This is a genomic window from Pseudomonas sp. D4-21 (genome assembly GCF_051132125.1).
Taxonomy (GTDB): Bacteria; Pseudomonadota; Gammaproteobacteria; order Pseudomonadales; family Pseudomonadaceae; genus Aquipseudomonas.
Genome location: NZ_CP071664.1, coordinates 851,947 through 876,482, shown reverse-complemented (window position 1 = coordinate 876,482; position 24,536 = coordinate 851,947). Strand labels below are relative to the sequence as shown.

Below are 24,536 nucleotides of genomic sequence, written 5' to 3'. Positions count from 1 at the left end.
GCTATTCACAACCGGGTCTGCAAGGCTGCTGAAAGATTTCCCCTCTATATTCAGCAGCCTCAGCAGACGGATAACCGGGACCACCCGGAGACACGCCTGATGAGCGAGCTTTTTTATAACGCCGTGCCGAACGCGACCCGTGTCGCCCCGCCATTGCCCGAGCCCCGGCAGTACCCCAGCGAGAAACCTGCTCGGGTCTACCTGTTCGGGACATGCGTGGTCGACCTGTTCTACCCCGAAGCCGGGATGGATGCGATTCATCTCCTCGAGCGCGAAGGAATCCGGGTGGACTACCCACAGGGCCAGACCTGTTGTGGGCAACCGGCCTACACGTCGGGTTACACGGAACAGGCGCGGACAGTGGCGCGGGCGCAATTGGCGTCATTCGCCGAGGATTACCCGGTGGTCGTGCCGTCGGGCTCATGTGCCGGCATGCTGCGCGAGCATTATGCCGACCTGTTCAAGGACGAGCCGCAAATGCTCAAGCAGGTCCAGGCGCTGGCCGCCAGGACCTATGAATTGGCGGAGTTTCTGCTGTTCGTTTGCAAGGTGCAATTGAACGACAGTGGCACGCCAGTGAAGGTCGCGCTGCATACGTCCTGCTCGGCACGACGGGAAATGAACACCCACCTGCATGGCCGTGCGTTGTTGGCGCAGCTGCGCAATGTGGAGCGAGTCGACCACAGCCATGAGAGTGAATGCTGTGGTTTTGGTGGGACGTTCAGCGTTCGCATGCCGGATATTTCCGGCGCGATGGTGGCCGACAAGACCCGAGCGCTGAAGGAATCCGGCGCGCACCAGGTCGTCAGCGCCGACTGCGGGTGCTTGATGAACATCAACGGCGCCTTGGAAAAACAGCAGGAAGCGTTGCGCGGCCAACACTTGGCAAGTTTCCTCTGGCAGCGAACCGGAGGTGCCGCATGAGCACGCCGACGCTGATTCCGACCGTTGAGGTGCAGGAAGATTTTCGCGCCCGCTCCCACAAGGCGCTGGACGACACGCAACTGCGAAACAACTTTCGCAGCGCGATGGATTCACTGATGACAAAACGGGCAACGTCTTTCAGCGATGCCCACGAAAGAGAACATTTGCGAGTGCTCGGCAACGCTGTCCGGGCCCGCGCGTTATCCAAGCTGCCCGACCTGCTCGAGCAACTTGAAAGCAACCTGACCCGCAACGGTGTGAAAGTGCACTGGGCGGAAACGGTGGACGAAGCCAACGGCATCGTTCTTTCGATCATCCGCGCTCACGAGGCGCGGCAAGTGATCAAGGGCAAATCGATGGTCAGCGAAGAGATGGAGATGAACCATTTCCTCGAGGCTCGGGACATTGAGTGTCTCGAATCCGACATGGGGGAATACATCGTCCAACTCGACCACGAGAAGCCTTCCCACATCATTATGCCGGCGATCCACAAGAATGCCGGTCAGGTCGCGTCCTTGTTCCACGACAAACTTGGCGTGGAATACACCAAGGACGTTGACCAACTCATTCAGATCGGTCGCAAGGTCTTGCGGCAGAAATTTTTCGAAGCCGACATCGGCGTTTCGGGCGTCAACTTTGCCGTCGCCGAAACCGGCACGCTGCTGCTGGTGGAAAACGAAGGCAACGGGCGGATGTCCACTACGGTGCCGCCGGTGCACATTGCCGTGACCGGCATCGAAAAAGTCGTGGAAAACCTGCGGGACGTCGTTCCGCTGCTTTCGCTGCTGACCCGCTCGGCCCTGGGCCAGCCGATCACCACCTACGTCAACATGATCTCCGGGCCACGCAAGGCCGATGAGTTGGACGGGCCTCAGGAAGTCCACCTGGTCCTGCTGGATAACGGTCGCAGCCAGGCGTTTGCCGACAGCGAACTGCGCCAGACCCTGAATTGCATCCGCTGCGGCGCCTGTATGAATCATTGCCCGGTCTACACCCGAATTGGCGGGCATGCCTACGGTGAGGTCTACCCGGGGCCTATCGGAAAAATCATCACGCCGCACATGGTCGGATTGGCGAAGGTGCCGGATCACCCAAGCGCCTCCTCGTTGTGCGGCGCCTGTGGCGAAGTGTGTCCGGTGAAGATTCCGATCCCGGCCCTGTTGCGGCGGCTGCGAGAGGAAAACGTCAAGGCACCGAATAGCCCTAACCCGGTGATGCGCGGCCAGGGCAGCAAATACTCGGGCAAGGAACGGTTCATCTGGAATGCCTGGGCCCGGCTCAACAGCTCGCCACGGCTGTACCGGTTGTTCGCGTTCTTCGCCACGCGCCTGCGCGCCCTGACACCGCAGAACGTCGGGCCTTGGACCCAGAACCACAGCGCCCCGAAACCCGCCGCCCGCTCGCTGCATGACCTGGCCCGCGACCACCTGAACCCGCAGGGAGACCGCCGATGAGCGCCAAGGAAAATATCCTCGCCAAACTGCGTAAAAGCCTCACAGGCACAACTCCGGTTGCCGACAACTATGACGTCGAATTGGTGACGCAGACCTACCGCTACGCACCCGAAGAACGCATCCCGCAATTGCGCAAGCTGATGGAGGCGGTACACACCGAGATCCACCTGACCTCCGGTGAGAACTGGCCGGCGCTGCTGGCGCAACTGCTGCGGGACCGCCAACTGCCGAGCCTGCTGATCGCCCCGACGACGCCTCACGGGCAAAAAATCGCACAGTTCTGGGCGAACAATCCGGACCTGCCTGCTCTTAAGTCCTACGATCGGCCTGTGGAAGAATGGAAAGCCGAACTGTTCAACGAAACCCCCGCCAGCCTGACCGGCACCCTGGGTGCCATCGCCGCGACCGGCAGCCTGATTTTGTGGCCGACGCGGGAAGAACCGCGACTGATGAGCCTCGTCCCACCAGTGCATTTCGCCTTGCTCAAGGCCAGCGAGATCCGCGACAACTTCTATGAAGTGCAACAGGAATTCGAGTGGGCCCAGGGCATGCCCACCAACGCCCTGCTGGTATCGGGTCCGTCGAAAACCGCCGACATCGAGCAAGTCCTGGCCTATGGCGCCCATGGCCCGAAGGATCTGGTGGTGCTGATTCTGGAGGACCAATGACACTTCCAGCCCCTTTCCTGCGCGATGTCCTACAGCTGATCCCGCAGCAGCGACGTTTCGACGACCCGCTATCGACCTTGGCGTTCGGCACCGACGCCAGTTTCTATCGGCTGGTTCCGAAACTGGTGGTACGCGTCGAATCCGAAGACGAGGTGATTGCCCTGCTGAAACTGGCCCAGCGTGATCTCGTTCCCGCCACCTTCCGCGCGGCCGGTACCAGCCTGTCCGGCCAGGCCATCAGCGACTCGGTGCTGATTGTGTTGGGGGATAACTGGAACGGTCGCGAGATTCGCCAGCAGGGCACGCAGATTCGTTTGCAACCCGGCGTGATCGGCGCCCAGGCCAACGCCTGGCTCGCCCCGTTCGGGCGCAAGATCGGCCCGGACCCAGCGTCGATCAATGCCTGCAAGATCGGCGGCATCGTCGCCAACAACGCCAGCGGCATGTGCTGCGGCACCGCACAGAATACCTATCACACCCTGGCCGGCATCCGCCTGGTCCTGGCCGACGGCACGCGCCTGGACACCGAAGACGCCGCCAGCGTGGCGGCCTTCCGGACAAGCCACGGTGAACTGTTGGAACGACTGGCGACCCTCGGCCGCGAGACCCGCGCCAACACGGAACTGGCCGCCCGAATTCGCCACAAATACCGTCTGAAAAATACCACCGGCCTGTCGCTCAACGCCTTGGTGGATTTCGACGAGCCTGTGGATATCTTGAGCCACCTGCTGGTGGGCTCCGAAGGCACCCTCGGCTTCATCAGCGCGGTGACCTACAACACCGTCATCGATCACCCGAACAAAGCGTCAGCGCTGATCGTATTCCCGGACGTGGAAACCTGCTGCAACGCCGTCACCGTGTTGAAAAGCCAGCCGGTTTCCGCCGTCGAGCTGCTGGACCGCCGCAGCCTGCGTTCGGTACAGGACAAACCCGGCATGCCGGATTTCGTACAGCATTTGTCGAACAATGCCTGCGCCCTGCTGATCGAATCCCGCGCGGCTTCGTCATCGCTGCTGCAAGAACAGCTGGCACGGATCATTGCCTCATTGGCCGGCTTCCCGGTAGAAAAGCAGGTCGACTTCACCGAAGACCCGCGGGAAAACGCTCGCCTCTGGGCGATCCGCAAGGACACCTTCCCCGCCGTGGGCGCGGTTCGCAAGACCGGGACCACTGTGATCATTGAAGACGTGACCTTCCCAGTCGAACAACTGGCTATCGGCGTGAATCGCCTGATCGCGCTGTTCGACAAACATCACTACGACGAAGCGATCCTTTTCGGACACGCGCTGGAGGGCAATCTGCACTTCGTCTTCACCCAGGGCTTCAACAATACCGAAGAAGTCGCACGGTACCAGGCGTTCATGGATGACGTGGCGCACCTGGTGGCGGTGGAGTTTGGCGGCTCACTGAAAGCCGAGCACGGCACCGGCCGCAACATGGCGCCGTTCGTCGAGCTGGAATGGGGCAGCGATGCCTATCAATTGATGTGGCAACTCAAACGCCTGCTCGACCCCAACGGCATTCTCAACCCGGATGTGGTGCTCAGCGAAGACCCACAGATTCATCTCAAGCACCTCAAACCCTTGCCAGCCGCCGATGAGATTGTGGACAAGTGCATCGAATGCGGCTTCTGCGAGCCAGTGTGTCCGTCCAAGGACCTGACCCTGAGCCCGCGCCAGCGCATCGTGATCTGGCGGGACATACAGGCGAAAAAACGCGATGGCATGGACACTTCGCAGCTCGAAGCGGCCTATCAATACCAGGGCATCGACACCTGCGCCGCCACCGGGCTGTGCGCCCAACGCTGCCCTGTAGGCATCAATACCGGCGAACTGGTTAAAAAGCTCCGCGGACGCGACGCGACGCGTACGAAAACCGCCGACTGGCTTGCAAGTAATTTCACAACCGCATTGCAAGGGGCGCGCTTTACCCTGCATGTTGCCAATGGTGCGCGGATGCTCTTGGGGGCGCCGAGGCTGGCGCGTTTGTCCGCAGGACTGACACGCTTGTCCAAAGGCCAGGTCCCACAGTGGACCCACGCCATGCCGCAGCCGGAAAGGGCCATTCGATTCAGTCCCGCCGTGTCGGACGAACGACCCAGAGTGGTTTATCTGGCGGCCTGCGTGTCGCGAGTCATGGGACCTGCGGCAGGGGACAAGGAACAAATGTCGCTGCATGACAAGACTCGTGGCCTGTTGGAAAAGGCCGGCTATCAAGTTGTCATCCCGGACAATGTGGACAGCCTTTGCTGCGGCCAGCCCTTTGCGTCCAAAGGTTACGCCGAGCAAGCCGAGCAGAAACGCCAGGAACTGATCGGCGCGTTGCTGCAGGCCAGCCGGGGCGGGCTCGACCCGATCTACTGCGACACCAGCCCCTGCACCCTGCGCCTGGTCCAGGACTTGAGTGACGTACGCCTGGATCTCTATGACCCGGTGCGCTTCATCCGCACGCACTTGATGGATCGCCTCGACTTCATGCCACAGGAGGCGCCAATCGCAGTGCATGTCACGTGTAGCACCCAACACCTCGGTGAAAGCCAGGCGTTGATCGACCTGGCGCGCAGGTGCAGCAAAAACGTGGTCATACCTGAAGGCATCCATTGCTGCGGTTTTGCCGGTGACAAAGGTTTCACCACGCCGGAACTGAACGCCCACTCATTACGCACCTTGAAGGACGCGGTACAACATTGCAGCGAGGGAATTTCCACCAGCCGCACCTGTGAGATCGGTCTTACGCAGCATGGCGCAATCGACTACCACGGCCTCGTCTACCTGGTTGATCGAGTGACCCGTGCCAGGGTGACGTGAAGAAAAATAGAACCCTTGAGCGAGACGGTAGTCCACAGAACAAGCCCCGAAGATCGGGGCTTTCCCTCCATTCGGTCATCCGTCCTGACGGCCAGCCAAGTCTGGATCCTCAGTTCAAGGAGATAGATATGAAGCGTTCTGCACTGTTAGGTCTGTTCGTTACCGCCTCAATGTTGGCAACCGGTTCGTTCGCAGCAAGTAAGCCGGACAGCCAGTGTGACACCAATATCCAAACCATCGAGAACGCCAAGACGCAGTATCAGTCCTCACCCGACTTACAGGGCCGTGTGGAAACCAGCGTGGCGAAGGCAAAGGCGCTCAAGGCTGAAGGGAAAGTTGACGATTGTGTCGCCGAAACCGATCGGACCATCCTGGAAATCAGAAAAACCTCTGACGGCACCAACAAGTGATCGATAAGCAGGCCAACCTTCGGGTTGGCCTGCTCGCTCGATTGGCGTACACTACGCAGGCCTGTCGCTCCAGAGATTCACGGAGTGTCAGGTTCGGGGCCGTTTAGGATTCGACGCCGGTTGCGAAACTTTAGGTGCATGCCGAGTTGGTAACAGAACTCGTAAATCCACTGTTGCAACTTCCTATAGTTGCCAATGACGAAACCTACGGGGAATACGCTCTCGCTGCGTAAGCAGCCTTAGCCCTTCCCTTCTGGTACCTTCGGGTCCAGCAATCACCAGGGGATGTCCGTAAACCCAAAGTGATTGTCATATAGAACGGAATCGCCGTGCAGTACGTTGTGGACGAAGCGGCTAAAACTTACACAACTCGCCCAAAGCACCCTGCCCGTCGGGTCGCTGCGGGTTAACTCAATAGACACGGCTAAGCATGTAGTACCGACAGCGGAGTACTGGCGGACGGGGGTTCAAATCCCCCCGGCTCCACCAAATGATCAAAAAAAGACGTCCACGGACGTCTTTTTTTGTGTCTGCGATCCAGTAAATACGCGGCCTCCAGCGCTTTTGCGGTCTTTTGAGAGTTTTTGAGTTCCAGCCATTCGGGTATTCCAGACGGTATTCCACCTCATCCGGTGCTAATCTTTGGAATACCGAATCAGTGCCTGAGGAGAATCTCATGCCTGCTCAAAACCTCCGTCTCTCCGATCGACAGCTCAAGGGAGTCAAACCCGCGTCTAAGGATTACGTCCTCACGGACGGTGACGGTTTGCAGCTCCGCGTACGCAGCAACGGCTCGTTACTGTGGAATTTCAACTACCGCGAACCGGTGACCAAAAAGCGCATCAACATCGGCTTCGGGACCTACCCCGAACTGTCACTGGCGAACGCACGAAAGAAGGCAGTCGACGCGCGCGAGCTGCTCGCCCAGGGCATCGATCCCAAGGTGCAGCGTAATACGCTAAATGAAGCGAAGCGCGCAGAAACAGAACACACCTTCGAGAACGTGGCCACCGCCTGGTTCGAGCTCAAGAAAGACTCGGTCAGCCCGGCCTATGCCGAGGACATTTGGCGGTCGCTCACGCTGCACGTGCTCCCGGACTTGAGGACGACACCACTCGCGAAAATCACCGCACCGATGGTGATCGGATTGCTTCGCCCAATCGAAGCGAAAGGCAGCCTGGAGACGGTCAAGCGTCTCAGCCAGCGGCTAAACGAGATCATGACCTACGGCGTCAACTCCGGCCTGATCTTCGCCAACCCACTCACCGGCATCAGGGCAGTATTCAAGAAGCCCAAGAAAGAGAACATGGCTGCGCTTCCGCCAGAAGAGCTCCCGGAGCTCATGCTGGAGATCGCGAACGCCAGTATCAAACGCACGACCCGCTGCCTGATCGAATGGCAGTTGCACACCATGACTCGCCCTGCCGAGGCGGCAACTACTCGCTGGGCAGACATCGACTTTGAAAGGCGTATCTGGACTATCCCTCCGGAGCGGATGAAGAAGCGCCGCCCACACAGCATCCCGTTGAGTGATCACGCTGTCGCACTGTTGGAGTCACTGAAGACTCACAGCAGCCATCGCGAATACGTCTTCCCGGCAGACAGAAATCCGCGCACTCACGCCAATAGCCAGACCGCCAACATGGCGTTGAAACGCATGGGGTTCCAGGACCGGTTGGTCAGCCACGGCATGCGCTCGATGGCCAGCACCATCTTGAATGAGCATGGGTGGGACCCGGAGCTCATTGAGGTCGCACTGGCGCATGTCGACAAGGATGAGGTGCGCAGCGCCTACAACCGAGCCGACTACATCGAGCGCCGGCGTCCGATGATGGCGTGGTGGAGTGAGTACATCCAGAAAGCCGCCACCGGCAGCCTGCTTGCCTCGACATACGGCAAAGTCAGAGACAAGAACGTGGTGCCGATCCGCTAGCGCCGTACAGCCGCAATAACGGCAGCAACAACTGAGCGCTTGGGATTCTGGGCAAGCAACCTCGCTTATCCGCTTCTAAGCGCGGGTCCGTCCAAACAGGGCTGCAAAGCCGCCCTGTTTGGATGGACCATACTTTGAAGAGCTAAAAGCCACGACGTTGTCCGGAATTTGCCAGGGAATTCCACTGGTGGATAAATGCTTTTCACGTCCCAAATAGCGATGAACTTCGACCCTTGACCGGGTTTATCCATAGGCGTAGAAATGGCCGTGCAAGCGCTGTCGATGACAGCACCCCAGGTGACCCGAACCTTCAAGGTCACGCCGTTCGCGCGGTGGTTCTCCCCAAGGGCGATTCGCATCCGGCAGCTCGCCCGGTCACCTCCCCGGTGATGGATGCTCTCTAATCTCATGGCCCTCGTGCGCCAGCTACACCCTAGTGTGCTGCCCTGCAGCAATCTATCCGCTTGGCCGAATTTTGCGCCAACCTGTGCCCGTCTCTTTCTTCTGGAAAGAGACGGGCACTTCTACCACTGCTGCAGCCGTCATCGCACATGGCTTTGCGGCAACTCCCCTCGTGACAATCGGCGTGACAAACGCCGATGTCACCTGCAACAGCCCTGTAGATGATGGTGCCGCAGACCAGGGAATGGACTGCACCTGACTGACAGTCAGGCATGCCCCGGTCATCACATTGCTGCTTGCACCTGGCTCAGGATCTCGCGGCACTGGTCTCGTCAGCCAATGCAGTCTCCACCCGCCCACCGGTAACGGTGCTCAGGAGGCCAGATCATGAGATGCCCTTGCTCCCGGACGTAAGGAGCCGCCAGTCCCGCGTTAGATGACATCCCCACAGGTCGCAGGGGCCTTGATCCCTGATAACACTCAGCATTCTTGGCGGGATGACGTGGGGCGAGGATCGGAAAACGGGCGATGAGGTGATCGACATGGCATTAGTGGGTAGGCGCGACGGCCGTAATTTTGGCTACGGCAGACAATTGAGCTATGCAGGGCCGCTGGCGCTGAAAGACATGTTCGCCGGCGGCCACTACGGCACGGTCAAGGCACACTGTGATCGGTGGCAGGCATTCGTGAAGTGGTGCCGCTCCGAACAGGGACCCGGTATCAATGATGCGCGGCAGATTGATCGGAAGGTGTTGGCCGACTATGCGGCGTATCTGCGCGACATTGTAGCGTGCGGTGACCTCGCCATCAGCACTGCACAAAACCGGCTATCCAGCGTTAACAGGACCATGGCGGCGCTTCGCGGCGATCAGTGTGTGAAGTTGCCAAGTCCGTGCAAGGCGTTGGGTATGAAGCGCACCGGGGTTCGACAATCGGTGCCTCAGGGCCAAGACCGCGAACAGGTTAACCTGATCGTCGATGCGCTTTGCCGCCATCATCAGCTACGAGCCGCTGCGATCGTTTTGTTGGCACGAGCCACTGGCATGCGCTTGCGTGAGGCCATCTTGGCTGACCTGCCACGGCTAAGCCGTGAGGCAAACGACCTAGGCAGGATCAACATCCAGGATGGCACCAAAGGCGGCCGCGCCGGTGCCTCGGCGCCACGTTGGATTGCGGTGGACGATCATGTTCGAGGTGCACTTGGGTTTGCACGCCAGGTGTTGCCTGCGGGTAGCCGCAACCTCATTGCGCCTTGCGAGAGCTACCTGAACATTCTGCAAAAAATCATCCGCCCTGCGCGGGAAATCCTGCATGCACACAACCTCAAAGGCTTCCATGAGCTGCGAGCGGCGTACGCATGTGAGCGCTATGAAAAAATCACCCAACACCGCGCGCCAATCAATGTCGATGAGTGTCGCCAGATAGATCGATATCTTGATCGTGAGGCCCGGAGGCAAATCAGCTATGAGCTGGGACACGGTCGGATCGATGTGGCCGCCGCCTACGTTGGAAGACGCACATGAGTAAGCCATTCGATATGGGATTATTTTTGGCTGGCGTGCTGACCGGATCACACACCACACAGCAACGCCATTTGCGGCAGGCGAGAATCATCCAAGCTGAAATATCAGAGCGCTGGCAGCGACAGACGCCTTGGGCTTGGCAGAAAAAGCATGTGGCTTGGTTTCTTGAGCATCGCCTAAATCGTCGCAGCGAGGCGACGCGGTATTACTATTTGCTGACCGTGCGACTGCTCGCTCGTCGTCTACAAAAATCATGGGTTTTTAATCTCTGAGTGAGACCGGCTGCAGTCGATCCATAGATGCCTTCCGTGGAGAGCAGCAAACGGCCGATTCTGTTGAAGAAGTCGGCCATGGTTTTCTCGCCAGAAAAGTACGCGCGTAAGATTGAAATCAGGACCTTGAGCTGGGGATTCTCGGCTCAGCTTACGCGTAGCGATGCGCAAGCAAGGCGTTTTCAGCGGTCAGCATGGGGGTAGCCTGGAAGAACCGACTTTTTCAACAGAATCGGCCACGAGCGGACGCCGGGAGGTGACACCAAAGCCAGAAGCGATACGCGCCCGATTACCTCGCCCCCCCCTTCCTGCGTTAGCTCATGATTGAATAATGCAATGGCGCGTTTTGGCTGGCGCACGGTCTCGGAACTTGGAATACTCCTGTTCATAATGCGTAGCCCCCTTGAATCCCTTAAGCAGAACCCATGACCAAAGAGCAGCTACAGAAACTCGAAGCCGACCTCTGGCGCGCCGCTGACAACCTGCGCGCCAACTCCGACCTCAAGGCCAGCGAATACTCCACCCCGGTTCTGGGTCTGATCTTCCTAAAATTCGCGGACAACAAGTTCAAGCAGCATGAGGAGGCCATTCACCGCGACTTCCTCGCCTACAAGGACACCCGTCTAGAGAAATCCCTAGCCGATATCGCCATCGAGAAGTGCGGTTTCTACCTGCCCAACCACGCCCGTTACGACTACTTGCTCAACCTAGAAGATAGCAAGGACATCGCCAAGGCCATCAATGAGGCGATGAAGGCCATCGAGGAGTACAAGCCCGAACTGCAGGGCGTGCTGCCTCAGGATGAATACTTCCGCCTCACCCGCTCTGCGCAGAACAAGGGCATCCCCAAGGAACTGCTACGTACCTTCAACGACATTCCACAGGATGCCACTGGCGATATTTTTGGCCAGATCTACGAATACTTCCTCGCCGAGTTCGCCCTCTCCGAAGGCCAGGGCGGCGGTGAGTTCTTCACCCCACGCTCGGTGGTCAAGTTGATGGTGGAAATCATCGAGCCCCACGGCGGCAAGGTTTATGACCCTGCCTGCGGTTCGGCGGGTATGTTTGTGCAGTCCGCGCAGTTTATCGAGCAGCACCGTGCCGATGCCCATCCCGGGAACGACGGCCATATCTACGTCTACGGCCAGGAAAAGACCCTGGAAACCGTCAAGCTGGCCAAGATGAACCTGGCGGTCAACGGCTTGCGCGGCACCATCATGCAGGCCAATAGTTACTACGAAGATCCGCACAACAGCTTCGGCCAGTTCGATTACGTGATGGCCAATCCGCCGTTCAACGTCGACGACGTATCCTTGGCCACAGTGGAAAACGACCGCCGCTTCAACACCTACGGCATCCCGCGCAATAAATCCAAAGCCAAGAAGGGCGAAGAGGGCAAAGAGACCGTACCCAACGGAAACTACCTGTGGATCAACCTCTTCGCCACCTCACTCACTCCCAAGGGTCGCGCCGCATTGGTGATGGCAAACTCGGCCTCCGACGCCCGCCATTCTGAGGCCGAGATTCGCAAGACGCTTATCGAAAATAACCTGATCTACGCCATGCTCAGCTTGCCGTCGAACCTGTTCTATACCGTCACCCTGCCGGCCACACTGTGGTTTTTCGACAAGGCTAAGCAGGACGAACGCATTCTGTTTATCGACGCACGTAACATATTCACCCAGCTCACCCGCTCCCTGCGAGAACTCAACGACGAGCAATTGCAGAACATCGCTATCATCAGCAAGTTGAATCGCGGCCAGCGTGATGAGTTCGTGCGTTTGATCAACAATTACTTTGCCGCTGGCGTGGCGCGCCTCGTGGAAAATCAGCCGCATATCCAGCCATTGTCCGATCAATTGCTAGATATGCTGCAAGAAGCCGAAGGCCGTGCAGCGGTGCTAGACCTACGCGAACAGTGGGTCGAGCTGAAGCCTCTGCAGGATGCCTATGTCACCTACCTAGCCCGACACCTGGACGATGCCGAGGTGGATGTTAAGAACCAGGCCCAGCATGCCCTGCGCGAAACCTTCGATCCTTTCTTCGCCGGCCTGCATGCCAACCTGAAACGTCTGGACAAGGCCGTGCGCCAGCACGAAAAGCGCATAGTCGAAGCGGCCAGGGCCGAAGGCAAGCGCGGCAGCACTGATCGCGAAACAAAAGTGCTGAAAACTGCTTTGGAAAAACTTCGTGAAGAAGTAAAAGGCGCGGAAAGCTGCTTCCAGCATATCCAATGGCTGCAAGAGCGTTTTCCCGCCGCAAAGTATGAAGACGTCACTGGCCTGTGCAAGTTGGCCACGTTGGAAGAAGTGAAAGAGCAGGATTACTCGCTCAACCCCGGTCGCTATGTCGGCGTGGTCATCGAGGAAGACGGAAAGACCGAAGAGGAATTTATCGAAGGTATGCTGGCAATGAACGACGAGCTGGCCCACCTCAATGGCGAAGCCCGAGAGCTGGAAGCAGTGATAGCCCATAACATCCTCCAACTGACTGGCGAGGCCTGAGTGCGACTGCCAGTCTTAGATCGTACCCAAAAGGAGCGTTACCGATGAAGAATGACTTGATCGAGCGCCGGCGTACGGCTGCAGTGAAAATGATGTCGGAGACAGAGGGACGGTTGGATGATGAGTCGGGGCATAATTAGGAATGGCTTTTATGAGTGACTGGAATGTTATTCCCATCAAACAGCTGGGACGTGTGGTTACGGGTAAGACACCGCCAACCGCAAGTCAGGAATACTACGGAGGCGATGAGCTTTTTGTATCGCCGAAAGACCTGACACGAGACAGCTGTTTTGTTTCTGAAACCGAAACAAAAATAACCGCGAGCGCCTTGGAGAAATTCAAAGGCCAGGTCATTCCGCAAAACTCGGTCATGTTCACCAGCCTGAGCTTTGCCTTCGGGAAGATGGGAATAACGATTCAGCCATGCATCACTAATCAGCAGATAAATACAGTTGTACCTAACGAGGAGCATAACTACAGATTTGTATATTATCTGCTACGAACCTACGAGCCGATAATTTTTTCGTATAACTCCGGCATTGATACTCCAATTGTCCCGAAATCCGTATTTGAAAATATTAAAGTCCGCCGCCCCAAACTTGAGCTGCAGAAGAAAATCGCCGCAGCCCTCTCCACCTACGACGATTTAATCGATAACAACCGTCGCCGTATCGGGCTTCTGGCGCAAGCGGCCGAAGAGCTCTATCGCGAATGGTTCGTGCGCTTTCGCTTTCCTGGATATCAACAGACTAGATTTGAGAAAGGTATACCAAGCACTTGGAAAATGAAAAAATTTGGTGAGTTTTGCGGTCTTAAACGTGGGTACGACCTTCCAGACGCACAGATAGAAGATGGAGACTTCCCTATCATCGCGTCAACCTCGATTAAGGCTTACCACAACCAATTTAAAGTGGAGCCACCAGTAATTTGTACCGGTCGCTCAGGAAGTTTGGGCACGGTTTTATTTGTTAACGAACGTGCTTGGCCATTGAACACGGCGCTTTATGTGCAAAAGTTTTATGGTAACTCGCCATATCTAATTTACTTCACGCTGAAAAACATGGGATTAGCTTCATTCAATTCCGGCGCCGGAGTTCCGTCCTTGAACAGAAATCATCTCAATGGAATTTCAATTGCTGTGCCTGATAAGCCACTACAGCAAGCGTTCGACAAGCATGTGTCTGTGCTCTTCAATCAGAAAGATAAATTGGTCGAAGCTTGCAGTAGCCTTCAAAAATCACGCAACGCGCTGCTTACCCGCCTAATCTCTGGCAAACTCTCCGTCGATCAACTGGATATCCACTTTCCACCTAGCATGCGCGAGGTCGACGCGACCCAACAGGAAATCGCCCATGCCTAATCTGTTTACCGAGGACGATATCGAGCGCACTCTGCTGGAGCGGCTGCACGAGCTATACGGTTATGAAGTGCTCAATTGCATGACCGCGCAGCCCGGTGAAGTGCAGGATGGCTCCGGTCGCCATGACAAGCGCGAAGTGATTCTCGGCGACAGATTGCAGGCAGCCGCTCGGCGGCTTAATCCGCATATACCCGAGGCGGCGCGGGAGTTGGCCCTGGCACAGTTCGCCGAGCGCCGTCAGGCCATGACTCCAGTGGCCGCCAACCGCGAGCTGGATGCGTTGCTGCGTGACGGCATCGCCGTGCGTTACCAGCAGAACGACCAATGGCAACAGGAGCAGCTGCGACTGATCGACTTCGCAGAGGCGAGCAACAATGATTTTCTCGCTGTGACTCAGCTATGGATCAAAGGGATTAATGACAAATATCTGCGCCCCGATGTTCTGCTTTATGTGAACGGTATACCGTTGGTATTTATCGAGCTGAAAAACTCCAATATCCCCGTGCGCAATGCCTACGACGACAACTTGGTGCGTTACCGGCAGACTATCCCGCAACTGTTTCTTACCAACGCTTTCTGCGTACTCAGCAATGCCCTGGAAACCCGCGTCGGCAGCTTGACCGCAGAGTGGGAGCATTTTTTCAGTTGGTTACGGGTGGACGACGAGAAAGAAAAGCTCGACCGCGCACAGATCAAGGAGCAGGGCACCAGCATCGAGCGAGTGATCAGCGGCCTGCTCGCCCCCGAGTTGCTGCTGGACTACGTGGAAAACTACGTGCTGTTCCACAAGCAGACGCAGAAGATCATCGCCCAGAACCACCAGTTTATCGGCGTCAACCGCGCCTTCGCGCGCTTCCAGCAGCGCAAGGTGCTGCGCGGCAAACTCGGGGTGTTCTGGCACACCCAAGGCTCAGGCAAGAGCTTTTCGATGATTTTCTATGCGCGCAAGATTCTGCGCAAACTACCGGGGCATTTCACCTTTCTGGTGGTAACCGACCGTGACGACCTCGATGGACAAATCTTCCGCAACTTTCTCAACACTGGCACGGTGCAGCACCACGAAGCCGCTCGGCCTAAAAACAGCGAAGAGTTGCGCGCCTTTCTCGGCCAGAGCAAGCGACTGGTGTTCACCCTGATCCAAAAATTCCGCTACGACAAAGGCAAGACCTACCCGCTGCTATCGCCGCGTGACGATATCGTGGTGATCGTCGACGAAGCACACCGTACCCAGTACAAGAGCCTGGCGGAAAACATGCGCGCCGGCCTGCCCCAGGCCAACTTCGTCGCCTTTACCGGCACGCCGCTGCTGGGTCGCGAACGCAAGACCAATCAGTGGTTTGGCGATTACGTATCCGAATACAACTTCCAACAATCGATGGACGACGGTGCCACCGTGCCGTTGTTCTACCAGAAGCGTGTGCCCGAGGTGCTGATCCAGAACGACGACCTTAGCGAGGAGTTCTATCAGATTCTCGAAGAGGAAAACCTCGACGAGGCGCAGCAGGAAAAGCTCGAGCGCCAGTTTTCCCAGGAAATACAGGTTATCAAACGTGACGACCGCATGGAGACAATCGCTCGCGACATCGTCTACCACTTCCCGCGCCGGGGTTATTTGGGCAAGGGAATCGTCATCGCCGTGGACAAGTTCACGGCGGTAAAGCTGTACGACAAGGTGCAGCGGCTGTGGAAGGAAGAACTGAAAGCCCTACGCAAGAGGATCAAAGAAACCCCCAACGAGGTGGAAAAGGCTCGGCTGAAAAAAATCGTCGCCTATATGCATGGTGTGCAGATGGCGGTGGTAATCAGCGAGGAAGCTGGCGAGGAGGAGAAGTTCAAGCAGCAGGGCTTGGAGGCCCTCCGCCATCGCCAGCGTATCAATGCGCTAGACGAGCACGGCCATGATATCGAGCACAACTTCAAAGACCCCGAGCATCCGCTGCAGCTGGTGTTCGTCTGTGCCATGTGGCTGACCGGCTTCGATGCGCCGACCGTTTCGACACTGTACCTCGACAAGCCGATGAAGGGGCACACCCTGATGCAGACCATCGCCCGCGCCAATCGGGTAACCTCGCACCAGATAAATGGCATCCCCAAAAGCAACGGAGAAATCGTCGATTATTACAACGTCTTCCGCAATATGAAGCAGGCCTTAAAGGACTATGCCCAGGGCGAAGAAGGTACCGACAAACCGCCTGTGCAAGATAAAAGTGTATTGCGTGGTCTACTGGAAGATGCCATTGCCGAAGGCCTAGATTATTGCCGCGAGCGTGCGATCAATTTGGAAGAAGTGTTGGGTCGTAAGGAGATCTTCAAGAACCTCGGTCGTTTCAACGAGTTCGCCGACATCCTGCTCGGCAACGAAGAGTGGCGGAAAACCTTCAACGTCTACCAGAACACCATCCTAGCCCTGTACGAGGCGTGCAAACCGGAAATCCTCGGTAACCAATTAGTGCGGGTGGTGGCAGCTTTCGATTACCTGCGTGGAGTGATTGACAGCCTAGTCGAACAGGTAGATATCAACCGAGTAACACGGCGCATCGACGAACTTCTAGATGAAAGCGTAGTGGTGGATAATGCCGAAGCCTTTCATCAACAAGAACCACAAGGCGCTTACCAGATCGTGCGCAAGGGCCGCACCTGGGACCTGAGCAAGATCGACTTCGACAAGCTGCGGGAAGAGTTCAAACAGACTGTATACAAAAACATCGAGATCGCCGATCTGCGTGGCTTTCTGGAGCAGAAGATAGCGCAGATGATGGCTGTGAATAAAACTCGCAGCGACTTCGCTCAGCGCCTGCAGGAAATCATCGATCGTTACAATGCTGGCGGGTCGGCCACGGAGGATTACCACGAAGAGCTGCTGCGTTATCTGGAAGCCCTGAGTGCCGAAGACGACCGGCATATTCGCGAAGGGCTGAGTGAGGATGAACTGGAACTGTTCGACCTACTGAAGAAGGACAGCATGACCCAAGATGAAACTCAGAAGGTTAAGCTGGCTGCCAAGTCGCTCCTGCAACGCTTGCTAGATGGCCAGCCCAAGGTCTTGGTGCAAGATTGGTTCAAGGATGGCCAGACCCAGCGCATCGTCCGCACAGTCGTTGAGCAAGTACTCGATAACAACCTGCCAGACAGCTATAACCGGGCGATCTTCAAGGAAAAGTGCAACAACGTATTCGAGCTGATACTCGATTACGCGAGTCATGGCAGGAAGTGGGCGGCATAAAATTTCGTATCTCGGGAAGCCAGAGGCCGATTCACCGTACTGCACCGACAAAGAGACTGCGCAGTACTTCGAGAGTCGGTTTCGCAAACACCGCAATCAATGACGGTATCGTTTGCTTGGGGCCCCTGTACCCGCGAGTGGGACACCGTATACGCAGGGGCAACGATTAACAGCGCGACCATTTGCCCGATAGATTCGAGCCCGATTTGTTTGTGGGGCGGAGCTCAAAAAGCACCGTCCATCGGAATCCAGACCACGCAGCGTTCCAACTGGTATTCCAAGCAAGATGACCAATAAATTATTAACTAGAAAAAACATATAGATACCGACTTGTTTCAGATTACCCCGGCCCAAACAAGCTAACCAATCAGACACTTAGCTTTCAACGCAGCTGCCTTTTTTGCCTCAATAGGTGCGATGTTCGTGACCGGTAGGAAACTGCGGCACATCCGTGTTCAGCACACGCTTGTCGGGATTTCCGGCGAGTGGTTTTTTGACTGTTGCCTTGGGTTTGCGACCACGGCCGGCGAGCGTGGCGGTGCCCTCATCACGCAACTCCTGGTTTTTGATTTCGCGGTCGTGAAAGAAAGGCTGAAAGGACGGTCTAGAAGGCAAAAGCGCCGGGACTCTTGCCTGCTCCCGCTGGATTCGGGGCAAAAGGGGTGGTGGAGCCGAAAACGAAAAAGCCCCGGCAATGCCGAGGCTCATGGATAGGTTGAGATATCTTTAAGCTGAGGCCACGACCCCCGCGATGAGCAAAACAACTCCCGAATACCATCCCCAGAGGAACACCTTCGCTTGTAAATCTTTCTTCGCATAGACATACACGTAAAAAGGTATGACTAAGCAGAGCATGGCCTGGGGTAACGAATTTTTTATGGCAACGCAGAAAATGGCCAGCTGCATAGCAACCATTAAGCCGAGCCCCGACAGGAGCAAGTACATGACCATCCGATTACATCCATTTGAAATGAGTGGTCAATGTATCGGCGGCCCAATCAGAAACTGAAAGCCCGAGAATGCCGGCTTTTATTGTGAGAGGTGCTTTCATGCCGGCTCCAGCCCCCCGCCTTTCCAACCACAGGTCAAGGCGAAAGACAACGATTACGTCCTCGGGGCGATGGTGACGATCGACAGCTCCGAGTCAGGAGCTACGGCTCAAAAAATCAGACGCGCAGATTACCGCGGCTTCGATTCCTAACACCCTCATCAGATTGACCTAGCGTGTCGAAAGTAAGCGGTGTCGGCGATGTTGCTGTGGAGATAGCGCTGTTTGCCATACCGAGGTAATCAGGGGCCAGCACCTGAAAAATAGGGTGCTAGCTCAGGGATCAGGCCGCGAAACGCGTGCAAAGACGGCGCAAAACCATGAAGTAGCAGAGTGGTTGGTTTATGAGGAACGCCGGCCCTCCCGATAAAACATTCCTTGCCAGCGACAGTGATGAATCGATAGTAAATATCAGCTGACGTCGCATGGCCGCCCCGGACGTTCTCGCGACACCAGCCCACAGGAAAATTCGGGGGAATCGACGTTCCAATATTAGAGGTTCGGGTCCAGCACAATGACGCCTTGAACTTCCCTTCGCTCCAATAACGCGTGCGCCAGCCCCGTTTCGCTCAAGGGTAACGTCGCGCCGATGACTGGTCTGATCAATCCATCTGTAACGCCATCAGCGAGGAACTGCAAAGCCTCGCGAATCAATGTTGGGCGCTGGAAGAATGCCGGCAGGTACATGCCGGCCAACGTTTGCGCTTTGGCCATTAACCGACGAGGCGGCAACGCCTTGCCTGGCCCCCGCGTGGAGCCCACCACCACACAACGTCCCAGCATGGCGAGACACTCAAAGTTCTGATCGAATACCTCGCTGCCGATGGTTTCGAGGATCACATCAACTCCACGCCCCTCGGTCAGCTCAAGCACGCGTTCCGGCCACTGAGGAGTGTCGTAGCTAATGGCATAGTCGGCCCCAAGACCGCGCACGAATGCGCGTCGGCTTTCAGTGCTGGCCGTACCGAAAACCGTCTTTGCGCCCATGGCTTTAGCAATCTGCACAGCCAGACTGCCAACCCCCCCGGCGGCGCCCTGAATCAAAACGCTTTCACCAGACTGTAAATGCGCGCATGTGCGTAGAGCTAGAAACGCAGTCACTCCCTGACAAGGTAAACCCGCCATGGCGACGTCGTTTGCTGACTCATCCAGCGTTACCAGCATGTCAGCACGAGCAATAGCCTGTTGTGCGTATGCGCCTTTAGGCATCAAGGCCATGACCTTGCGCCCGACAATGCCAGGGTCAACGCCCTCCCCTCTTTGCGAAACGCGTCCGACGACCTGAAGTCCGGCGACATGCGGCAGCGTGACACCTCCAACGCGTGTTTCGGGCCGGTTATACATGCCCAACCGCTCACGAATATCTGGAAAATTCACCCCGATCGCAGAGGTGTCTATCAACACCTCTCCGGCCCCCGGCGTGGGCGTTGGCAAGTCGACGTAGTCGAGTACTTCGGGCCCGCCGAAGCTACGGAACTGAATCGCTTTCATCATCTGAGGTCCTGGATTCTTAGCACGTCAGATCTGTGAACGCAGGCCTGACTTGGAGGCTGATCGGAGGCGCGGTATGTGCTGCCGAGCAAATCGCCACAGCATTGTTTCGGCTATTTCACCCCATTGAGAAACAGCGTGGCGTGTCTCAAAAACAGATCCGGGTATTGATAGATCGCGCCATGGTTTGAATCCGGGTAGATCACCAGTTGGGCGTTGGGCAAAGTCTGCTGCAAGGTCACGTCATTGGCCGTATAGAAGACAATGTCATGGCTACCGGCGACTATTAACGTCGGTTGCTTGATGCCTTTCAGATAATCATCGGCGTTGTCGGCCGGTACTCCCCAGGCCGCGATGGCGGCTGCTTGTGCGGGTGCAGTCTTGCTATCGACATCGACATCGCGATTGACCTTACGTGAGCGCAGACGGGTAAGGAACTCATGTCCGGCGGCCTGGCTTTCAGCGGTCTGGGTAAAGAAAACGTCCAGCAGCAGTTCATCCGGTACGGCTCGTTTTTTTACCAGATAGCCCTGGAATTCCGGCGTCAGCGATTCCATACCAACTCCACCGCGAGGTGATGAGCCAACCAGAATCAGGCGACGTACGAGGTTCGGATGATCAAGCGTCACTTGCTGTGCGATCAGACTGCCCATGGAAAAGCCCAGCAAGTCAGCCTTTTTCACGTTCAGTGCCTGGAGCAGGCCGGCGGCATATTTGGCCATGCCTTCGATAGTGTTCGGCACTTCACCGCCGGAACTGGCGACGCCGGCATTGTCGAAGAGGATAATTTCCCGATCACGGGCAAAACCGTCGATGACTTTAGGATCCCAGCTGTCCAGGTTGCCAACGAAATGCTGGAGAAATACCAGTGGCACGCCACTGGGTTTGCCGAAGCGACGATATGCCAGGCGCACGCCGTCGACTTCGATGAACCGCGTAGGAGCGGTTTGATGGGTGTAGCTTTGAGCAGCTTTGTCTGCGGGGGTGGTGCTTGCCTGAACGGTCAGTGTCGAGCACGTAGCCGTCAGCGCGACGATGGCCAGGGTATGGCGCAACGCCCATCGGGTGTTGAGAACGGTCATGTAGAAATACCTGACAAAGACGAGTTGGTTTAGGGTCCGTCCTGACTGATTGCCGGTCGGGACGGAGCAGGATCAGGCCGGATTTTTTACACTTGGACGTTGCTGCACGTTTGTCTGCCATGCCAACAGCGCGCTGCATTGATCGGGAATGGCAATACTCGCGAAACCGGCGAAAATAAGCCCGGCAAATACCGTGATGTCGGCCATGGAAAAATGCTCGCCAGCGATATAGGGCTGGCTACGCAACACTTGATCGAAGTAGTGCATCCCAGCCACCGCTTTGTTGCGTTGACGGTTACCCCATTCGATACGACCTTCCCATTCAGGACTCTTGTATGGCTGAAGTGCGGCACCGAGCCCCGGCGTGGCGTGGTGGAAGTAAAACCCGACCGGATCCGCCAGTTCGGACTCCGCGCGCTTTTGCATCATGTGGATAATGGCCTTTTCCTTCGGCGTCTTGCCGGTGAGAATCGGGTTGCCGTCCAGATTGTCCAGATACTCGGTGATTGCGGTACATTCGGAAATGTTGGTGCCGTCATCCAATTGCAGAACTGGGACGGTCCCCAGAGGGTTGATCGCCAGGAACGCGGGTTGCTTGTGTTCCGCTGCGGGCAGGTCGATCTTGATGAACTCTATTTGCGAGCCCAGGCCTTTTTCGGCCAGAACGATACGAATGCGCAGCGGGTTAGGAAAACCAGGAATATCAAAAATCTTCATACGAGCTCCATACTATCTATCTACCTATCGATAGGTATAAGCTACGGCAAGAGTATTTTCACTGTCAACGTCTATCTATCGATAGAAAGGTAAAGTTGTGACGACGGATACGCGAGAAATGATCATGGCGGCTGCCCGAAAAATGGTGCAGACCCGAGGCTACAACGGCTTGAGCTTTCGTGAACTGGCCAAAGAGGTCGGCATCAAGAGCGCGAGCATTCACTACCACTTCCCTACCAAAGGTGACTTGGGTGCGGCTTTGGCCAAACGTTACACCGAGGATGGTCTTGAGTACCTTGATGGTCTACGCGCCCATTCCGAAGATCTGAATGTGTGGATGAAGGGTTACACCGACGTATTTCGCATGGCACTGGTCAATGACAATCGCATGTGCCTGTGCGGGATCATGGCTGCCGAATACGATGACTTACCACCCGAGGTGAGGACAGAGGTCGACGGCTTTACCGAACTGAATGTGCGCTGGTTGACGGAAGTGTTGTCTGTTTGCCGGCCACAGTTGAGCCTCGAGGAACGACAACATCAGGCACTGGCGATCTATGCGGCGGTGGAAGGAGCTCAGTTGATCGCTCGGGGGCGTGATGACATTAGCGTTTTTGACAAGACAATCGAGACGTATCGCTCGGCAGGTCTATTGCCTTAAGGTTCGCTGTTTTGTCGACACGCCTTGATTGAGGCGCCATACCTGCAGCGACGCGAGCAATCGCTGCAGGTACCGCAATGAAAATCGATCAGTGACTAACGACGCCGGCATCATCCAGTTCGACGATGATTGTTACGCTTGCTTCAGCTGAGGCATATACGCGGCAAGTTCAGCAGGATCAGTTGTCGGTGGGTTGAGCTCTGTGTTGATGGTTGAACCGCCTATGAATCGTTCGAAGATTTTCCAGCCGTGTTCAGTTCGACGCAAGCGATCCATCATGGGCGAGTACAGCCAGATGCCTGGCAAATCACCGGGACTATCAATGGCCTGCCCATCTCCCAGCATCGCTGCCAACTCTGGCGTGGCGTAGCGCACAAGCAAATTCTGATATCGCACCACTACTCCATCCTCATCGACATCAACGATGTGATTGGTAGCGTGTCGGCTGACCCCTGGGATCAGGTATGGGTAGTCCTTCTCGAAAAACTGTCGGATCTCATCGTGCCCACGAATGGTGCCATGGAAGTGGTAGGCGACGGCGTCCGGTAGAAATGCATCGACCATGGCCTCAACATCCCAAGTCTCAAACCACCAATTGACCCTGTTCACGAAGTCGATCGCGCTGATTCGCTCCGCTGTATCGACGCCACTCTGGGACGAAATTCTCGGAAAAGCTTTCATGAGTACTTCCTCATTTCAGGTAGGAAATTATATGTGCAATTGCACATCTAACGCGCAAAAAAAATTTCATTTGCCACCGGTTTGCTCAAGAAGCGAGTTACGAATCTGCACAGCTGCGGCCTCACCGATTTGATCCTCACGCTCAAGCTGCGCAGCTTTCCAATGAGGTTCAGCCTCCTTGAACTTCGCTCGTCCTTGCGCTGACAGCGAGAGTCTGATGGCAGATCGCGGCCCTTCGGCATGGCTAGCGACATAACCTTCGCTCTGCAGCGGCTTCAATGCCCGAACCAACGTCGTTCGTTCCATGACCATCACCTCCGCCAGTTCGGCGATCATGATCCCGGGATGTTCATTGATCAGTGCAAGAACGGAAAATTGCGAGACAGTGAGGCTCGCAGCAGCCAGATGCCGGTCGTAGAGGCGGGTGAGCAGACGCGCATGGCGTCTTGCGGCGAGACAATGACAAAGGTCGGCATCATGGGGGCTTTTCATGACGCCCATAATATGTGCATATACACACCAGTCAAGTACAAATATTGAGACACCGAGACTTGCGCGGTGCCAACGAAACTCAGAAAGGTCGGTAAAACTGTCGCAACGGCCCCAGATCGCCCGTGTTCGCGGCATTCGCAAACCTAATTTACGAGGCTGGGAAATTTATGTCCGAAACACGAGAACTCTACGGCGCGTCAACGGGAAACAGTATTCGAGCTGCGATCGCCCTTGCTGAAGCGGGCATAGAATTTACCCCGAGGTGCCTTGATCTGCGCTCGGGCGATCAGCGTGCCCCGGAATATCTGGCGCTTAACCCGTTAGGTAAGGTTCCGACGTTTGCCGATCACAGCGTTTCCCCCGCCCTAGTCATCAATCAATCGAACGCAATTATTCAATACGCTGACGAGCAGGCGCCTGGTCGGCTGTCGCCCGAAAGACCGAGCGCTCAACGATATAGGGTTTATGACCGGTTTTATTTCTTCGTTACTGATGTTATCGCTCCTAGCCACAGCGCTTTTTTCCTGCGCCAGACAGGGCAACAAGACGCCTCTGCGCCACTGGATCGAAGAGCGCTGGAGCACCTGCTGATGGCGGAAGCTTTCCTTGAAGGTGAGTACATGGCGGGCGACTTCTTCTCAATGGCCGATATTTCGGCGTTTACGTTTGCAAGATCGGTGCACGGCCAAGTTGACTGGGAAAAACTGCCCCGTATGACACGCTGGCTGGCGTTGATAGAAACCCGGCCCGCAGTGAGGCTGGGTTTGCAGGCGTTTGAATCTGCGCCGTCGTTGCGAAAATAATCGTTCAGCGCCATGTCTTGATTTTCGCCTCCTGCAACAACGCCACCTCCCCCCTAAGGTACCGCTGATTTCCCCGAGCTG

19 protein-coding genes and 1 other RNA gene are annotated in these 24,536 nt (G+C 56.5%); 14 read left to right on the top strand and 6 right to left on the bottom strand.

All coding sequences use genetic code 11. The features are described from left to right. Window positions 1-99 precede the first annotated feature (99 nt). The 12 genes from J3Q04_RS03815 to J3Q04_RS03760 all read left to right on the top strand — a co-directional run bounded on the left by J3Q04_RS03815 (window position 100) and on the right by J3Q04_RS03760 (window position 17,480). The gene (locus J3Q04_RS03815) at window positions 100-924 is read left to right on the top strand and encodes a (Fe-S)-binding protein (RefSeq protein WP_434607858.1); all 825 of its coding nucleotides are present in this window, start codon (window positions 100-102) and stop codon (window positions 922-924) included. Beyond that, entirely contained in the window at window positions 921-2,378 is a 1,458-nt protein-coding gene (locus tag J3Q04_RS03810; RefSeq protein ID WP_434607861.1) for a LutB/LldF family L-lactate oxidation iron-sulfur protein, read from the top strand. The genes J3Q04_RS03815 and J3Q04_RS03810 overlap by 4 nt, the downstream gene beginning before the upstream one ends. Beyond that, window positions 2,375-3,046 carry a LutC/YkgG family protein gene (locus J3Q04_RS03805; protein ID WP_420765598.1) on the top strand — a complete coding sequence of 224 codons (672 nt, stop codon included), beginning with the start codon at window positions 2,375-2,377 and terminating at the stop codon, window positions 3,044-3,046. Before J3Q04_RS03810 ends, J3Q04_RS03805 begins: the two co-directional genes overlap by 4 nt. After that, window positions 3,043-5,853: an FAD-binding and (Fe-S)-binding domain-containing protein gene (locus J3Q04_RS03800; protein ID WP_434607864.1), complete on the top strand. Its 2,811-nt coding sequence runs from the start codon at window positions 3,043-3,045 to the stop codon at window positions 5,851-5,853. Before J3Q04_RS03805 ends, J3Q04_RS03800 begins: the two co-directional genes overlap by 4 nt. A gap of 128 nt (window positions 5,854-5,981) precedes the next feature. Next, the gene (locus J3Q04_RS03795) at window positions 5,982-6,263 is read left to right on the top strand and encodes a hypothetical protein (RefSeq protein WP_420765600.1); all 282 of its coding nucleotides are present in this window, start codon (window positions 5,982-5,984) and stop codon (window positions 6,261-6,263) included. Between the two features lie 95 nt (window positions 6,264-6,358). After that, window positions 6,359-6,752, top strand: a transfer-messenger RNA (tmRNA) gene (ssrA, locus tag J3Q04_RS03790). 187 nt (window positions 6,753-6,939) lie between these two features. Then, window positions 6,940-8,196 carry an integrase domain-containing protein gene (locus tag J3Q04_RS03785; protein WP_434607867.1) on the top strand — a complete coding sequence of 419 codons (1,257 nt, stop codon included), beginning with the start codon at window positions 6,940-6,942 and terminating at the stop codon, window positions 8,194-8,196. A gap of 944 nt (window positions 8,197-9,140) precedes the next feature. After that, complete coding sequence (locus tag J3Q04_RS03780) at window positions 9,141-10,121, top strand: integrase domain-containing protein (protein ID WP_434607869.1); 981 nt, start codon at window positions 9,141-9,143, stop codon at window positions 10,119-10,121. Beyond that, window positions 10,118-10,393 (top strand): hypothetical protein, encoded by a 276-nt coding sequence (locus tag J3Q04_RS03775; RefSeq protein WP_324184417.1) that lies wholly within the window; start codon window positions 10,118-10,120, stop codon window positions 10,391-10,393. Before J3Q04_RS03780 ends, J3Q04_RS03775 begins: the two co-directional genes overlap by 4 nt. Window positions 10,394-10,818: 425 nt before the next feature. Then, entirely contained in the window at window positions 10,819-12,897 is a 2,079-nt protein-coding gene (locus J3Q04_RS03770; protein ID WP_324184416.1) for a type I restriction-modification system subunit M, read from the top strand. Window positions 12,898-13,048: 151 nt separating this feature from the next. Next, window positions 13,049-14,257, top strand: coding sequence for a restriction endonuclease subunit S (locus J3Q04_RS03765; RefSeq protein WP_434607873.1), 1,209 nt, complete (start codon window positions 13,049-13,051; stop codon window positions 14,255-14,257). Then, the gene (locus tag J3Q04_RS03760; RefSeq protein ID WP_434607875.1) at window positions 14,250-17,480 is read left to right on the top strand and encodes a type I restriction endonuclease subunit R; all 3,231 of its coding nucleotides are present in this window, start codon (window positions 14,250-14,252) and stop codon (window positions 17,478-17,480) included. The genes J3Q04_RS03765 and J3Q04_RS03760 overlap by 8 nt, the downstream gene beginning before the upstream one ends. A gap of 405 nt (window positions 17,481-17,885) precedes the next feature. Here J3Q04_RS03760 and J3Q04_RS03755 read toward each other — a convergent pair whose 3' ends face one another. The 4 genes from J3Q04_RS03755 to J3Q04_RS03740 all read right to left on the bottom strand — a co-directional run bounded on the left by J3Q04_RS03755 (window position 17,886) and on the right by J3Q04_RS03740 (window position 21,818). Next, window positions 17,886-18,188, bottom strand: coding sequence for a hypothetical protein (locus J3Q04_RS03755; protein ID WP_434607877.1), 303 nt, complete (start codon window positions 18,186-18,188; stop codon window positions 17,886-17,888). An 832-nt stretch (window positions 18,189-19,020) separates the two neighbouring features. Then, window positions 19,021-20,022 carry a quinone oxidoreductase family protein gene (locus J3Q04_RS03750; RefSeq protein ID WP_434607879.1) on the bottom strand — a complete coding sequence of 334 codons (1,002 nt, stop codon included), beginning with the start codon at window positions 20,020-20,022 and terminating at the stop codon, window positions 19,021-19,023. Window positions 20,023-20,132: 110 nt separating this feature from the next. Beyond that, on the bottom strand, window positions 20,133-21,101 hold the full coding sequence (locus tag J3Q04_RS03745) for an alpha/beta fold hydrolase (RefSeq protein ID WP_434607881.1): 969 nt from the start codon (window positions 21,099-21,101) through the stop codon (window positions 20,133-20,135). Window positions 21,102-21,173: 72 nt separating this feature from the next. Next, the gene (locus tag J3Q04_RS03740) at window positions 21,174-21,818 is read right to left on the bottom strand and encodes a glutathione S-transferase (RefSeq protein WP_434560761.1); all 645 of its coding nucleotides are present in this window, start codon (window positions 21,816-21,818) and stop codon (window positions 21,174-21,176) included. A 97-nt stretch (window positions 21,819-21,915) separates the two neighbouring features. Between J3Q04_RS03740 and J3Q04_RS03735 the strand changes: the two genes are divergently transcribed. Then, window positions 21,916-22,479, top strand: coding sequence for a TetR/AcrR family transcriptional regulator (locus J3Q04_RS03735; protein WP_434560763.1), 564 nt, complete (start codon window positions 21,916-21,918; stop codon window positions 22,477-22,479). A gap of 132 nt (window positions 22,480-22,611) precedes the next feature. Here the strand turns inward: J3Q04_RS03735 and J3Q04_RS03730 are convergent, their stop codons facing one another. Continuing rightward, a complete protein-coding gene (locus tag J3Q04_RS03730) occupies window positions 22,612-23,160 on the bottom strand; it encodes a nuclear transport factor 2 family protein (RefSeq protein WP_434607884.1) in 549 nt (182 codons plus the stop codon). 66 nt (window positions 23,161-23,226) lie between these two features. After that, a complete protein-coding gene (locus J3Q04_RS03725) occupies window positions 23,227-23,652 on the bottom strand; it encodes a MarR family winged helix-turn-helix transcriptional regulator (protein WP_434560767.1) in 426 nt (141 codons plus the stop codon). Window positions 23,653-23,819: 167 nt separating this feature from the next. Between J3Q04_RS03725 and J3Q04_RS03720 the strand changes: the two genes are divergently transcribed. Continuing rightward, window positions 23,820-24,455, top strand: coding sequence for a glutathione S-transferase family protein (locus J3Q04_RS03720; RefSeq protein WP_434607888.1), 636 nt, complete (start codon window positions 23,820-23,822; stop codon window positions 24,453-24,455). The last annotated feature ends 81 nt before the right edge of the window (window positions 24,456-24,536 follow it).